The sequence below is a fragment of the Chitinophaga ginsengisoli genome (assembly GCF_003014595.1).
Lineage (GTDB): Bacteria > Bacteroidota > Bacteroidia > Chitinophagales > Chitinophagaceae > Chitinophaga > Chitinophaga ginsengisoli.
The window spans coordinates 176,998-193,572 of the sequence record NZ_PYGK01000007.1; the positions used below are offsets into that span (position 1 = coordinate 176,998).

6 protein-coding genes are annotated in these 16,575 nt (G+C 47.3%); all 6 read right to left on the bottom strand.

Annotated elements, in window-relative coordinates; translation table 11 throughout:
• Window positions 1-31: 31 nt before the first annotated feature.
• The 6 genes from CLV42_RS18460 to CLV42_RS18485 are packed head-to-tail and all read right to left on the bottom strand — an operon-like array spanning window position 32 to window position 16,558.
• Window positions 32-2,479: a YncE family protein gene (locus CLV42_RS18460; RefSeq protein ID WP_106603404.1), complete on the bottom strand. Its 2,448-nt coding sequence runs from the start codon at window positions 2,477-2,479 to the stop codon at window positions 32-34.
• Window positions 2,480-2,491: 12 nt separating this feature from the next.
• Window positions 2,492-7,534, bottom strand: a complete 5,043-nt coding sequence (locus CLV42_RS18465) for a hypothetical protein (RefSeq protein ID WP_106603405.1) — start codon at window positions 7,532-7,534, stop codon at window positions 2,492-2,494.
• 10 nt (window positions 7,535-7,544) lie between these two features.
• Window positions 7,545-8,456 (bottom strand): hypothetical protein, encoded by a 912-nt coding sequence (locus tag CLV42_RS18470; RefSeq protein WP_106603406.1) that lies wholly within the window; start codon window positions 8,454-8,456, stop codon window positions 7,545-7,547.
• Window positions 8,453-10,099: a hypothetical protein gene (locus tag CLV42_RS18475; RefSeq protein ID WP_106603407.1), complete on the bottom strand. Its 1,647-nt coding sequence runs from the start codon at window positions 10,097-10,099 to the stop codon at window positions 8,453-8,455. The genes CLV42_RS18470 and CLV42_RS18475 overlap by 4 nt, the downstream gene beginning before the upstream one ends.
• A gap of 10 nt (window positions 10,100-10,109) precedes the next feature.
• Window positions 10,110-15,008 (bottom strand): DUF6603 domain-containing protein, encoded by a 4,899-nt coding sequence (locus CLV42_RS18480; protein ID WP_106603408.1) that lies wholly within the window; start codon window positions 15,006-15,008, stop codon window positions 10,110-10,112.
• Window positions 15,005-16,558, bottom strand: a complete 1,554-nt coding sequence (locus CLV42_RS18485; protein WP_106603409.1) for a ComEC/Rec2 family competence protein — start codon at window positions 16,556-16,558, stop codon at window positions 15,005-15,007. Before CLV42_RS18485 ends, CLV42_RS18480 begins: the two co-directional genes overlap by 4 nt.
• Window positions 16,559-16,575 lie beyond the last annotated feature (17 nt).

The following is a 16,575-nucleotide window of genomic DNA, read 5'->3' on the forward strand; positions in this document are numbered from 1 at the left end:
CTAATGGAGCCTATCGCTGCGAATGATTGTGTTATTGAAAAACCGGATCAAATGCGTTTAAATAAATTGGTGGCTTGTTGCCTTGCATGAGGTTTAGCGAACCAGCTGCGATCATGCGGGAGCCATCAGGTAATAGTGTGACATTCGAAAATAGTATATTCCCTTTTGCCAATGGCGACCAGCTTCGTTCCTGTAGTGAATCTGTATGCAAAGCCGCGAATATACCGATAGTTGCCTCATTTGGATCTTTATTCTTCATCGCTTCTATTGTCATGCCACTTATGAAAAGGGTCGTGTTGTCGGGAGAGACATATAAAGACGCCAGGGGAAATCCGAGGAATGCTTCTGTTAACGGAAAGAATCCATAATCTATATTCAATTGGTTTACCAACTGCATTGTTTGCGTATCTATCTGTGATAATACAAAGTATGTCAGTTCAACATCGCTGATCGAAATTACATAGAGCATGGATTCGTCCGGAGAAAGTGCTAACATGCCGGGGTAACGAAGCGCAATGGGAGAGAAGGGCAGGCGCGCAAACGTTTCACCATCGAGTACTATCACTGATCCATTGCTGTTTTCGTCTGATAGCGCAACATATACATTGCCGGTATTGGGTCCGACGGCGACTTGCAGGGGCGTTTCAGGAAGCGTAATGGTCGGCATCACCGGACGAAGATTGTTTGTATCTACGATCACCAGCGTGTTAGCGCCCTCGTTCTTATTATTCACGCTCGCCAGCTGGGTACCCAGGATCAGTTTTTTATTGTCTTTGGAAAGCGCAATGATCGAAAAAGGGGCTACACTTCCGCCGGAAAAGTCGTATCCCGAACCAGGTGTTAGCTGCTGCGTTTGAATATTATAGCCATTCACTTTACCGTCCATCGTTGTGAAAAAGAAGGTTTTGCTATCAGGTGTTATGACCACATTTGCTGCCACGGAAGCAGGTGCTTCAAATGGTAAGGGCTGCAGGGTATTGGGATCAAAACATTTGATACCATTGGCATCCCCGTAAAACAGCTTTTTCCCGTCGGGGGTAATTTGAAACAGGCCGGCTGCGTCCAGTGCCGGCGATTGCAAAGCATTATTCAGCTGCCATTTTAATTTGACGGTGCGGGTGATGGTTGTAAGACCATCCGCCGCTACTGCTGTTAACGTATAAGATGAAAGCAGCGGTTGTGCTGCTGTGACAGCTCTTTTATACGGATGATTGAAATCACGGCTGGCCGGAAGATGGTTGTCATCGCCATTCACGAGACAATAGGCGGCATTGTTGGCTGTCCATGTCATCTGTAAGTATGTACCTGCCGCTGACCTTACTATCTCACAATTAAATTCCGGAATAACCAGTTTATCGCGTTTCTCAAGCGCAAATGCGGCTATGCCATCGTTAAAGCCGGGAAAATTCAGCCATTGGAAATATAGGACTGTCGCCGGGTTTGCAGGATCTATAGGCAAACAGGAAAATATGTGGCTGAAAAAGAGATCTAAAAAAGGTCCGGGTTGTCCGCTGGCACCCATTACAGCGGTAAACAGGTGTGTATTACCGGGCATGGGCTGTGCGGCCCACACCGGCTCAGGAGAAAGCGGATCCAGGCCAATTTGCCAGAAGTCGTTCTTCGTGATTTTAGCATTTTCAGCATCGAGTGCGCCAGCAATATTCCAGGCAGAAGTGATGACATTATAATGAGGATCTGCCGGTTGCAGTGCATCCGTCAGATCAAGCATGGCCGGCAGTTTTTCGTTGACTGAAAAATAGGGGAAGAAGACCCGGAAGGCGGGCGGGTTGTTCGCATCCCAGCCGTTAACGAGATAACCATTGTTGTCATCCAAGCGAAATGCCGGACGCATCGTTTCCTGAAACACCACGTTCAGGTGAAGACGGTTTTCCAGTTCATTTGCTGGTGTAACAGGACTGGAAGACACCATAATGGGTGCTTCACTATCGCTGTTATTGACATAATAGGAAAAACGCAATGGCGCATTATCTCCGAACAACTGCGCTAATTTAGGATTGATACCACCAATGACCGAAAGCGATGCCGAAAGGTGAAGGCTATCTCCCTGCGTATCGAACTGGTATTGTACTTGCAGCTGGGCAGTGCCTTTTGCATCGGGCTCCAGGGTATTCAGTTCAATTGTGATAGTTCCATTGTTGGGTAGCGGTACGCCACCGGCAGGAGGCGCGAGCTTAAACGTATAAGCCTCGCCGGACTTAGACGGAGGAATAAAAGAGGCGATAGACCAGGGAGCCTTTACATGCAGTGCTGCCGCTGCTTCTGCATTGAGTATATTATCGGAGATGAGGACGTCGAGAAATTTCCCGGTCGAACTGCCGCCTATCGTCATATCAAAACCGGAATTATTACCTATGATCAGGTTAAGCGCATTACCACCACTGAGGCCTGTATAAATTACATTCGTTACAGGACCAGTAGCAGCAGGATTTATTAGTTGGAGCGTGAAAGCTTTACTCATATCAGGTTGTTTTTATTTACTGTGTTTCAGGTTCATCCATCCATCAACAATAAATTGAGGAGAGGCAGGAAATACGGCATCCGTATTCAATTGTGCCGGTTGAAGTGGCTCATTGGTGGTACCCACCTGTTGCCAGCTCCAGCTATACCCTGTTTCAGCAGGTGCCGGTATACGGATCGGCGCAGCTGTACGCAATACGGGGCCTGTGAGGAAAGTAAGTCGCAATGATGATATCGCGCGGCTATACTGGTCATCCGGAACCTTGAGATCCTGTATGGGAAGGACGCCGGTGGTAGCATGTACAGCAGCACGCGGATCAATGATCATGGTGATCGTTACTGGTTTACCATCGGGTTGTAACACCGCAGGGGTGGCGCCAGGTAAGCTGGTGGAAGTAATCCTCATGGTGTTGTCGCTTAACTTCACAGGCGTATAAAATACGGAAAAGTCATTCCCCAGGAAGAATCCTACCAGTCCGTCGTCAAAATAAGGGGAAAGCTGTCCGTTCTTTTCATATTCCAGTACACCCAGTTTAAGTGGTATGGCCAGGTCATTCAATGCGGCGTTATTAAAATTGTTGAAGTTGTATGGAATGAACCCGTTCTGATCTAACTGAAACTGGGCACCTGGTGTATTCCAGGGTATATAACTTTTATCGTCGGCACTTGTATCTGCTAAGCCCATTGTTTCAAGCCGGATCACTGCCTGTACTAATGCCAGCGGCTGACCGGTTAATACAGCCAGTGCCCGATCCTGTTGCATGGAAGGTGTAATGATGAACTGCTGAGCGGCATCCAGCACCTGCAGGAAGCGGGTGAAGTCAGTTGCAGCAGGAGCAGTAACATCAGGGAATGCGAAGGTTTCCAGGAAAGATTGCAATAACGGATTAGCGCCTCTGTCCTGTAAATCGTTTATCATCAATTGCCTGTTGGGTATACCTGCGGGATAAGATTCTCCCGGTACGGTAAACCAATGCATTCCTGTATCTATACTACGTAAAGCGCCGAGTGGTGCACCATCACTGTTATACAATGCCAGGGATTGGTCCAGGTGATCGGGCAACATCCAGCCACAAACAGGAGAAGCGGCGGGATGAGGATTCCATTCTGTGAAATGCTGCATGGTATCTGGTGAGCCGGCAGCAATCCATTTGAACAGCAGCCTGGAGGGCTGCACTAAACGGGGCGGGAGGTAAATGGGATGATCAGGTAAAGGATTTTCTATCTGTACCTGGAGTGCTTCCGCGACGATGGGTTGCTGGCCAATATTATTACTGATGATATTGACAAAACGACCAAAAACATCCACCAGCGTTACTGTTCCGATATTTAACAAGCCTGCACGCAGGGGATTAAAATAAACAGCAGCGGCTCCCTGGCTAAAGGCATTGTTATTAATGGAATCGGCAGCCCATTGAAGTGGCCAGTCCTGCGATTGCGTAAACAACATTTGTGTAGGCCAGAAATCGGAGACCGGCATTTTATTGTTTGTGGTCCAGCTGGCAGGGATATTTAGCGGCAGTTGTAGTTCCTGTGCACGTTGAAACATAGCGGCATTAAAACCACTCAATCCCTGCGATAGCACATGCATGGTTTTATACTCGCTATATGCTTTATAAAAACGTTCTTCTTCCTGCCTGATAAAAGGATCATTGCTATCCGGAGCGCCCTTTGCAGGGTCGTAGTCTAAGTTTTGCACGCAATAATTTCTTATCTGCTCGCAGAGATTAGCCGTGGCAGCCCCGGAAAGGCTGATCACGCCGCTCATGCTGAAGAAGTTTGGTTTACTGGTGTTCTTTTTGAAGTTATCTGCAGCTGTTGCCTGCAGCTGGTTATCGGTCAGGTATTGATCCAGGGTGAATTCCGATTGGAGGTAATCTGGCGGTAATTGTGCTGTATCAAAGTTTAACTGCTGCGAGTATACGTATTCCGCTGACCAGAAAATATAGAGTGGCAGGAAAGGGTCCTTTCCGTCTGACCAGTTCCAGCCAATATAATAAGGCAGTTTGCCATTGAAGCCTGTTGGCGCAGGGTTCAGTGTAACCTGGTGTTGTTTGTTGTAATGGAGTGTTTCATTCTGCACGGCGGCGGTTGCCAATACATCTGCACCTACTACGGTTTCCAGTTCAGGACAAAGCAGTACTGCTTCTGCTGCCAGTTGCTGTAGCAGGCTGCTTAATCCGGTAATACCGGGATTGACAGTATTCGCCAGTTTGCTGATAGTGGCCGGATAAGTAGTGTTAGTGTTCACCAGTTCGTTTTCCAAACGGCAGGGCAGCAAGGACGATGGTCCGTTACGGTTAATAGACTTAATGACGTTGCCGGTGTTCCCATTTTCTGCCAACAATATGACAGGTTCGTGCGGATGCCAGAAATTACCGGCAGGTGTTGTGCCTAATACATAATGTGTATTGACCTGCTTATATAGATAGTTGCTCAGTATGTCTACCTGCTGCGCGTCAGGAAGGCGCGACAATAGTAATAGCCATGCCTGTTCTATACTGCTTACAAAATTGAGCCAGTCTGGTGTTTTACATGCCGCCTGCAGCCCATTTATATTCAACTGTTGCAAAAGCGCAATGGCACTGGTAATATCTGGTTCTTTTGCCTGCAGAAAATTCAGGAGCGTAGGGATGGTAGTATCCAGTATCGTTAAAATAGCCTGACCGACCTGCTGAACAGTCCCATTATTGACAGCAACCAAGGAAATAGCATTTTGCAGAGCCGTGCTGGCATTCTCTCCATTCTGGATGGCATCAGCGATTTCCTGCTGCGCCATTTGGATGTAATAGGCTGTTGTGTGGTTGGCAGTCTGACCCGATATGCGCCAGAAATAGGCGGTGGCAAGGTATACACCCGAAGCCTGTATGTCGCTGATATGATAGCTAGCGTCTTCCTGTCCTGAACAGGTGTCAATGAGCACTTTCATGCCGGGGAACTGATCCTGGGGTGTCCATGATCCGGCATTGGCATAGTCAGCCAGGGATGCCATTTCTCCTGTATACACCATACCCGCCGGCAAGGGAACTGGCTGGATAGCATTTGTGATCTTTATCTGTGAGAAGATGCCAGTATTAGGATCGATGAGATCATTCAGGGATTTGAGATCATTGCTGATAGCATTCTGCAGCGGTGGCATATTGGCTGTTTTAGCAAATTCGCCATGTAACAGTTGTGCAGTGCTTAACGCACTTTGCAGGGCGCTGATAGCCTGCGCCAGGTAAGAGCCTGCGTCAGATCCACCTGGTTGCGCCGCGTTAAGTGATAGCAGCGTGGTTTCAAGCGACTGCTGCAATGCCCTGATATGATCAGGTATTAACCCTTCGAGGCTGTAAGAAAGATCGAGGAGTTGTTTGATGGTAGTTGCTGCCACCAGGTTAGCCCCTTCATTAAAGACATAATCCTGTAAATGTGGGTCTATATCTTCCGGCGCCTGTATGGTAAACGCGGCAGGTTTATAGTTATAGGGAGAAGATGCATGAGGACCGGCAATTTCGGATGCTGCCCCGGCTTGTAACATGACCGGGAAAAGATGCATCAGTCCCTCGATGAGGAAAGCGCCGCTCAAATCATCATTGATATTTCCACTTGCATTGATGACGTTGTTTTCAATCGCATTGATATGGTAACACCAGTCAAGGAACAATTTTTTCCGGCGTCCACTGATCTCATCAAGGCGGTTGTCGTAGGTATATTGACTGCTGTTAAGTTGACTGAGCATCTTTGCCAGCGGCAAGAGCAGCGTCACTTCCACATCCTGTCGGGGAGCGGCCTTGCTGGTCATGATATTACGTACGGTCCAGATAAAACCTCCGGGATGAGAGCCAAAAGTTTTTGCATGCAGGTATTCGTCCAGTTGTCCTACCCCAAGCTCTCCTCTGCCTATATTGGGCAACTGACCAAACTGAAGGGCATTGAGTAGCCACTCCGTATTGGTGGTTACATCGTCCGGGTCATTAGTTGCTTTGTTTTGGCTAAGTGCATTCAGATAGGCAGACAAGGCTTCTACGTTATTGTTGCCAATAGCAGTCCGCACGTTACTGGTATCCGGTAGTACATCCGGATAGGAAGGTGCGCCCGGCTGCGTGATATTCCAGTTAATGTTTGCAGCAATACCGCTTAGAATACCTTGTGTCTGCGACGTATTATCTGCTGTGAAGGTGGTGTAGTCGCTGAGGTTCCATTTTAACTGTTGCTCAAATATCTGTTGTATATAGTCGGTAAAAACGGGCTGTTTATCAACAGGCATCTGATGATATGCAGTAAGGGCATTATCCAGTATTTTACTACAGGTATCATTTTCAAGGGGCGATACCCAACCCATGACTGCATAGGAAACAGAAAAATTGCTATTCATTTCCAGGCATGCGGGCGACTGGAACAGATCGGATAAATCGTCATAAATACCGAAGATATTGCCACAATTCTGGTAATAGGCGGTAAACGTTTCGCCATAGGCCATAGGAGCTTGCAATAGATCTCCCAGAAATGCTATGCCAGGCCCGTTATTACCGGATGGTTCTGTCCAGCCGTTCCCCAGGGTTATTTTTCTCCCGGTCTTCCGATAAGAGACCGCTGACAGGTTTTGGGTATCATTCATCCAGGGGATATCTGTACCATTGTCAAAGCCGGTTGTGCCGGGTGCTGCGTGGGCATCACTTTCCAGTATCCAGATCTGTAGTGAAGGACTAAAATTCGCCGGATCTTTTATACAATCTGTGTTTTCCTGTCCGTTCCTGTTTTTGAAGAAACGGATGACCAGCCACCTGTTGGGCAGCGCCGGAAACCGCAAGGCGCCACTTGCATTGTCCTGCACGCCGTGTGTATATGCGGCAGGAAGCGACCAATGTACATGCAGGCCCGGTTTATTATTGATCAGTTCTTCCGCATGTTCAAAATTATTCGCTGCTATCAGGCTGCCGGTACCTGCAAGCGCATGTGCGCCCGCTTGTGAAAAATCGTACAGGGCCGATTTCACGCTCTGTGGTGTTGCACTGGCGGCGGGAGAAGGCGAAACACGCAGTACCTCAACATTTATCGGAACTATGATATTCATAATGATCGTTTTATATTGATTCTCCGGCAACATCATTGATAAAGCTTACCAGGCCTACGCCTTGTACCATCTGCAATCCAAAATCGGAGGATAGCATTGCTTGTTGTTGAGGAAAATAACCGGGCGCTATGCCCATTTTATGAAAGGTTTGCCCCATTAGCTGAGACATTTTCTGTAGGTCCAGCACGCGGTGGGTGGCATCTGTAAATGCGTCAAAGGATACATTTTTATCCTCCTTGTATGATATGGCGTCATCCCAGCCGGGGGCTGGTACCCGCAATGATTTACTTACCGAATTGTTTACCGGGTCGATGGCTGTAAAGCCGAAATGTATTGCTTCGGGAGGCTGATGTAATACCAATTCGTATAGCGGTCCGTTGAACAGACCTATCAGTACGGTGGACGATAGGTTTTCCAGGCGCAATATATCAAGTGCCTGGATCTGATCTGGTGTGATAATACCCTTTTCATTGTCATAGGGAGACGCATTTTTAGCATATCCCGCTACTTCCATACCCGGCCAGCTGCTTACTGCAACGGAGCGCAGTAAAAAGCCAGTGATGACTGTTGCCGCAGAAACATCCGCAGGTACTGCGCCTTTGAATTGCAAACGCCTGATATTGGCTTGGGTAGTATTCACTAATTTATCCATGCTGATGCGATGCGCCTGCTCTGCCATCAGGTCCGGTGAGGGTTGTGTGGCTGTTGTATACTGTCTGCCAATACTCATTGCACCATCCACCAATGCATCTGACCAGGTAGCATCTACCTGGAAAAACCGGATAGTTTCCGGAGGCAGCAAACGCTCGTCCGTCACCAGATAATTAAAAGGAACACCCTGCAGGTTTTTAAACTGCGCCAGCCAGGCTACCAGATCGGGTGGAATAGCAGATTGAGAGAGTGCAGATAAGGGATTTATCATAGAGCCGATGCTATTTTTTGGAGATGAGATAAAGCCATTTTCTGCAACACAAGAGGATCGGATTGTATGCTTGTATCCTCATTGTATACTTGCAGGAGGTCTGCAAACATATTATCCAGCACATCAGCATCTAACAGCATACGGTATTGCTGTGCTACTTTCTTTTTCCATTGGAATAATGCCACAGAGAAATCTTTGTTTTGCAGTGCCAGCAGGCGACCCAGTTCCCAGGCCAGCGCATAGGCAACATCATACATGCCTACCTCCGGATCAAAACGTAGCAGTTGATCTGCAGCATAGATAGCAGGAACATTATCATCCGCAAGAAATGCAATAGCAGGCGTATATGCGCCGTCAGGTACTAATGGGCCTCTGTACCAGGAAAGCGTTTGGATCGGCTTGCCTTCCGCATCCGGAATGCGCGCCAGGTGGTTCATGGGATAGTAACCGGATGCCAGCATCTTTTGCACCACCGTCTGTTCCTGAGTAGGCTGGTTATACACGGGAGGATCTGGTACCCTTAGCTGTGGGTTGGGTACAGTCACGGTATTGTTAGCGTCCGCCTTACGTCCGTTCAGGCTTTTCAGCATCGTTTCAAAAGCAAAACCTGTGTTTTGCAAGGAGGTAAAAGACCATTGGTGGAGTACAGGCAAACGTACAAAGCCATCTGGCTGATTCGCAATATTGGTGTCATAGAACGTAGTGCCACTGTGGTTACGCAGGGCCAACTCCATAGACTCCAGTGATATCAGCAGGGCCAGATTGCTACCCAATGGTGGCACGGCTGTAGGCGCACCGGGTACCACTGTCGGCTGCGATTCGGGTAAGCGGTTGCCGATGACAAGACTATATTGTTCCACAGGGTTTACCGTTTGCCCGTGTGCGATAGGTTTGTTAGCCATTTCTACTGCCCGTACGTGCGCCATCATACTGAGGTCCGCCATACTGGGAGCAATAGCGTTAAAAAGCGTGAAGGGCACATCTATATATTTGACGACTGTGGCAGGTGTAAAACCCGCTCCCGGATCTACTGGTGCGGTATTGTTGTCATCCAGGAGATAGGAGAAAATGCTGTAACCATTGGCGGGCATTGTTCCTGCCAGCAAAGCACTATTCCCATTCTTTATCTGCATAGTAGCCGGTACCAGGTTCTGTACCGTACCTTGTTTTACTACATTCAGCAGGTTGGCGCCATCAAGATCTGATGGGCTCAGCAACATCACCGACAACCAGGAGGGTATGTCCTGATCATAATCGACGGTAACAGATTTTCCATTGATCGTAGTTTCATATGTCAATACCTTCGGTTCAGGCCTGTTCTTTGGTATATAGGGAGAGCGCAGCCAGGGCAGCTTTTCAGCATTCAGTACCACATGTGCCAAACTATTGGAAAATTCGCCTACGGCTCCGGCAGGAGGGAACACCGAGTGTATGGCGTTCCGGTCTAAAGTATAGCGGGCACCTGCTACGCTGAATTTACGTGTGAGAGAAGGCAGTCCTTCACCAGTAATATCTGTTCCATCACTGTGTTTCAATATCTGCTGTACTTCTACCTGATAGGTGCCGGCTTCGAGACCAGGAAGACTGTGTTGTATAAATGAGGCTTGCTTTTTTAGTAGCTGTTGGTCGCTATTATTAGCCATAATCAATGTTTTAAGAGAAATGCGCGAGTATTGGTTCAGCGGTATATTGATCTGTATTCAGCAGACCATCGTTCTTAAGATCCAGATAGCCGAAACCTTGCTGTTGCAACAGGTCCAGTACACTGGCCCGCTGTGTGACGGTGTTACTGAATGCATTGCCATTATCCATGCTGGTATATACAGCATCAGGATTATTGACAGGCGAAGTATTAAATGTTGGCAGTATATCCTGTTCAAGGAAGAGATTGTTCGTATCAAATACAAGGTAGTAGTAGGCAATAAAAGCCGTTCTGGCAGGGAACCAGCGCATTGGCATCATTGTAAACCCGTTCAGCGCACCTTTGATCACTGCATCGCTTCCTTTTAAGCTGATCGTTTTGGCGCCTGCATTTCCCCAAAGTGCTGTTTGAACGCTGTTGGTCTGTAGTACCAACACCAATTCAGTGACATACCTGCCAGGTTGGCCATTATCATCCAGTGCTTGTATGGTAACGTTGTGTATAGCCTGTATATTGGTTAATGCCATAGGAGGAATGCCAAAAGACAGGGTATTCCATGCAGGGTTATCCTGTTCCGGCTTATAGGCGAAGAACGGAGCGTCCTGATGATTGTTGATCGCATTTTTGATACTGGCGTCAAGGTTAGCCGGATCAACATATGCTGTATATGATTTCAGCGAAGCGCCATTGTTAAAGATGGCATCTGTAGTAGCGGCAATTGTCTGGCTATGTATCTCAAAATTGTTGGCATCTATCAGCCAGTCCAATCCATCCGGATCTTCACTTGGTGAATAGGTCTTCATCAAACCTTTGGTGACTGTCAGGTTTACCAGCGGAGGATTACCAGCTGCCGCTTCCTTAGGCAGCGTTGCTTTGTTATTGATGTTGGGCAGAAATTCCCGGAACTGTGTCCAGTCGACCGCTGGTGGCAATTGCTCCTCAGCACCAAAATGGATGGTAAAGGAAATGATATGCAATTCCACCCTTGCTTTACCGCCAAAGGATGGTCCCCAGATATCCAGCATTACCGCTGCGGATATATTGATGCGGGTATGTACAAATAAGACATTTATTACGAGGGATATGTCTATCCCTATATAGGCATCGGCCTCATAGTGGTAAGGTTTCCAGCCAATGAGGAAATCCATGCCTACATCAAACCAGGCGTTCAGTGGCCCCCTCGTCCATGTAGCATGAAAGGCAATGCCCGCCATGATAGCGTTGCCCGTGAGCGCAAAGTAAGACAGGCCTGCTATATTGAGGCTATCCATAGCAAAACCCATCCGGAGACGCGGTACATCAGGGTAATAGGCGGGGCGCTGGTAATGAGGGTTATAACCACCGATGGTTACTACAAAGTCGCCTTTATGCGTACCGCTGAACCAGGTATAAAATGCAAAGCCTCCGGAGAGATGTACAAAACCTGCATATAGATAAGAAGCCGGCGTGATGGTACCTAAGCTGGCCAACAGACCATCTGAAGGGGAGAAGTTGACCTCAAAATCGATCTGGATATAAGCGATTGGTTCCGGTTCTTTTACCGGTATGGTCATGGCAGCACTGCCAACAAGGCCTACCTGGAATTTTACACCAAAGGCAACAGACAGCACGGCTGATATTTCAATCATCTCAAAGGAGCTGGCATCCAGCCCCAGGGCGAACCAGTATTCGCCTTCCTGTACAGGCAGATACCTGGCCAGATTGGTGAGCGCCATGGACATTGTATCCAGCTTTGTTGCCGCATCCGTGCCTAAGTTGGCAGCTGTTGGAATAGTGTTGCTCGCAGGCAGAAAGGGATAGTTGGCGAGTTGATTGAAGGTCGGCAATACAAAAGCACGGTTCACGCCAAACCCACCTGCAAGACCGTTGATAAAAAAGAAAGGAGGTCCGCCGATAGGCACATTCAGGTGCAGGAAAACAAAAAGGGAAGGATGCCCCATGTCATTAGAAAATCCTCCATATGCCTGTAATCCGAACGGGCCTGCCTGTACGATGAATTCTCCGATGAAGTTTACGCCTTTGTCGTCGGGCAGGCTTACAAACCCACCTGCTATCTGCATATCGGGCGCCTGGTAATTGACAAAAAGGCCACCTAAGCGAAATGCAATGTCGTGTATAGGATTAAAGGAGGCGCCCTTCTTACCGGGTTTGGGTATATTGAAACTAAGACCAAGCCTGTCGAGCGCCATTTCTAAACCACCGATCTTAAAGCCACCATCTACATAGAAAGCGATCGTACCCAGCTGTATATCCGGTTTGGACGCTTTGGTATACGCCATCCCTATTTTCTGCAGACTGACAGGTCCCAATGTTTTGTTCAGCTCCAGCCAGCTCACGGGATCTTTAGGGGCCGCCATATTGGGAGCAAAAGCCGTGTGTCCGGGGACAGACATACCTGTATCGATAGGCAGGGGCATTGTACCGGTGTTGTTTACCGCCCCATCCTGCTCATTACCAAAAACGGCTATCACAGAAAAACCACTATGCGTCAGGAAAGCGGAGGTAGGGTCTGGCGCCAGTCGCCCGGGATCTCCTATTGCAGGAATATTAAAAAAGAGCTTTTGATCTTGCTGAGAGAATGTCGCGTTGGTATAGAAGAAACCCAGCTTATCGAGTCTCAGCTTATCTACTCCCGGTGCTTTTCCTACCAGCGGCAGGTGTGAAAGATCGATGAGTCCATCAATCGCCACGCCAAATACATAAGGTGTAGCAGCAGGATCGGCGGTAGATGTGGGCTGTCCTGTATCGAACCTGACATCATTTGTATAGGCCAAATACAGGTCCCAGGTGGTGTTTGCTATTTCAAAACTGAAGGTACCGGCCAATTGCAGCTTCGTTTGCGCTTCTCCGGATTTTTGCACTTCAATGGATAATCCTTCAATAGCAGCGTCAAAATTGAGTTCTGCAGGCAGCTTACTATCGATGGGATTATTTTTTGCCAGGTAGAGCAACAGGTCTGACAGGGAAGGCGCTGTTTGCGGAGCGGTAACATAGTTACCGCGCATAGTATAGGTTTTTACAGGCGGTTGCGTGGTGGTGGCGGATTCTTCGAAAACCAGGTCAAACTCCGCCTGTATGTTTTTAGATTTGATGGTTGTATCAATCTTTATGGCACCATCCAGCACTTTATCAAAGGCAGCATCACTATGTATAAGATGAATACCAAAGTCCATTTCCAGCCAGGCATAAGCGCCGTTTTTGATGGACATGGTAAGATCGAGATTTTTCTTTAGGGTGGCATATTGCACATACAAACTTTGTACATACCAACTGCGTAAGAAAGGCGGGATACCCACAGGTTTTGAAGGCTTGTTTGGGTATGCCGTGTCTACCCTTGTATTCATATCGCCTATACCTGGTTTTTCATCTGACAAGTCCAGCTCACCGGTGAACACCCATTTCTGATCGGTACTGTAGGCTGCTTCCAGTGACAGGCTATAGTCTGCAATGTCGAGTATACCGCCTGCTTTAAAATTTATGCTGGCATCTTCTTGTCTGTCGAGGTAGAAATTCAGTCCGTTGAGGCTGATCTTCGTGGGGGTATTGAGCAGGTCCCAATCCCCTTCAAGCACGATATTGCCCTGAAAGCTGTAGTTGCTGCCACCTTTACCATCGGGTGTGCGGTTGAGTTCAAAATAGAAGGCATCAATTTCAATGTCCGGAAAATCCTGCGCTTGTGTATCGCCAGTAAAAAAGGTGTATAACTCCTGCATGGTGAGCGGCTTATCAGGATTTGCAAGCCTGCCGTAAAAGCTGTAGTTCCCATTCGTGCTAAAACCAGCACTCAGGCTAAGCCAGCCGCTTATAACACCAGAGATCATACCGCCTATATCATAACCGTTTCCAGTGCTTTTGGGCGTGAGGAGGAATTTGACATCGATCTGCTCCAGGTATACCTGGTCCCATAGTTGCCACTTTTCACCATCAGACATCCCTACCTCAACTGAGAGGAGATTGATTTTTTTACCTATTGTATCATAGTTGATTAATATATCTTTTAGCAGCAGGTCATTTGGTTTGGAGATGGTAAACCCGGGAATGTGTAGTGGTGTACCACCTGTTAACTGAACAATATCTGCTAATGCACCTCCCAGTGGTGTATCGAGTCTGGCGTTGAAAATGATATTACCACTGGCATCGTTGAGACTCAGGACGAGTTCAAACCAGGTGTCTTTGAAGGCGACAAGCATACTTACATGAATCTTACTGTCTGTTTGCCAGCGGAGATCTGAAGTATTGAAATAAGGATTTGAATTGATCTGCAGCCTGGGACCTTCCAGTGTGAAGGGACCGAGTGTGGCTTGGTCGGCGGTACTGTCCATGATCAACATCATATCCGGCACATATTGCGTTGCCTTTGCTGAGGAGGTTCCCCGCATTTTTATTTGTCCCCAGAGCGTCGAAGGAGGATCTGTAGCGGGAAATATAAAGGATAGTACATTGAGGGGCGCTATACTAAAATCCAGGTTACCCTCGAAGTAAAATCCCTGTAAGGTGTTATCAGTTTCGCTATCATAGCTATCCCAGTAAAAGGAAATCTCTTTGCAGGGCAATTCCTGTAATACCGGGGCATTAAGGCTGGGAAAGAGGGCTGTGATAGTACTATCATCCGGCGGTGTAGATCTGATGGCCAGCTGCGGAGCACCATCTACCATTTTGATCAGTACTTTTGGCATTGTGAGGCCTCGGAAAGGGCCGCTCTGGCCAATACCACTGAATCGGATAGTGCCATTCGTCTGATCAAAGTTATAGCTTCCTGCATCTGCTTTTATATGGATAGCGCCATTGTCTTCAAAGAAATACATCTGAAGCAATGGCGTTAATGCTGCATCATTTTCGAACAGGGCCGGGGAGAGTGTTATATTGGGCAGTTGCGCCTGTAGTGATGCGTTAATGTCGGCAATGGTCATAGTTCAGATTGTTGAAGACGTGCTGGATTGATGGCAGGAGATGTCTCGTCAATTGTACTTGCCGGAGGCTTCAGCGCAAGCTGGTACGAGTCATTTGATCCGGTAGCCCAGATGTTATCGGTAATATTTGATATATTCTCACGGACAAGATCTTCCCAGGCGTAGATCGTATGCGTGTTCGGAATGGGCTTTTTTATGACGGGGAAAGGAAAAAAGTTCTCTAAAATAGTTTTTTGCGGCAGATGGTGCTTCTCCAGGCTTTGCCCTCCTACACTGGCAATGGCCATTTTTCTTCTTTTAAGCGAATTAGCAAAGGCCCTGGAAGAAGAGGTCGGACTACCATGGTGCCCTATACGCAGATAATTTACTTTTGACAGAAGCGACTTTCTGTAGTGATTCATGGCTACATATTCAGCAACGACTGTGGCATCTCCACATACCAATACTTTCCTGTTAAAGCATTCTATTAGTATTATTAAACTTCGTTTGTTCTGTATAGTACCATTTCCTTTTTTTTCTCCGGCCGTCTTTAATTTGGCATCGTTTTTATAAAAAGTATTTTTTTTCCAGGCTCCGGTTACATTTGCGGCGAGTAATGATATTTTGAAATCTGAATTTTTCTGCCCTATTGTATTTTCTTCATAGTATAAAACCATGGCATTATTACTGTCAATAAATTCTTTTCCCAGTGCCTTTGATTGTCCGGAGGTGGCGGTTACGGGTACATCGTTAATAGATTGGGTGAATGTATTGGCGTTGGCTTTTTCTTCCCGTATGATAGCTTTTTTTATATAAGCGGGCGTGTCTCCGCTGATTGTTTTTACATATGTTCCCGATGTGAAATATTGGTTAAAGTCTTCAGTGCCGCCATAATAGGTTATGTCTACGCTGATGCCACTCAATGGTTGTAGAATATCTTCTATTTTATTGTGGTGATCCCTATCGATATGCGTCAGCAATAGCATGTCTATTTTATTGCGGCCGTTCAGAAACATTTTATTCTTTACCTGGTTGCGTACATGATCAAATGGGGCAGTACCCTGAAGGGATGGGTCTAAAACGATATCATCTGTGCCTCCGTCACTACCACAGTCTATCATAATTCTGGTACCCTGAGGGCTGGTGACGAGGGTACAGTCGCCCAACCCTATATTGACAAACTGGACGTACAGATTACCATCACCGGCCTGTTTGCCCCGGCCCAGAGGAACAATATTGGCAGCTGCCCTGTTTTCTTCACGTTTAAGTTCATCGTCGAACAGTTTAAGTTGCATTCCTAACTGCGTTTGGACGGCTGTTATTGCGGTAGTAGCAGTTCTTATCACATACTCGGGCGAAAAAGGATTGTCTCCTCTTGCAAGGGTACCAATAAACAAAAGTTCGGCCTTCCACTGAGCCAGATAACTCTTCAAAGTTGTAATACGTTCACTTAATGGAAGTGGAGATGTTGCTGGTAGAGGGCCTTTGGTAGTCAGATCGGCTTTCAGTCTTTTTCCGCTTCTTGCAGGGGGATCCTGTTCTGATGTTGTTCTTTTTCTTTTCCTGCACATATAAACGTGTTTATCAG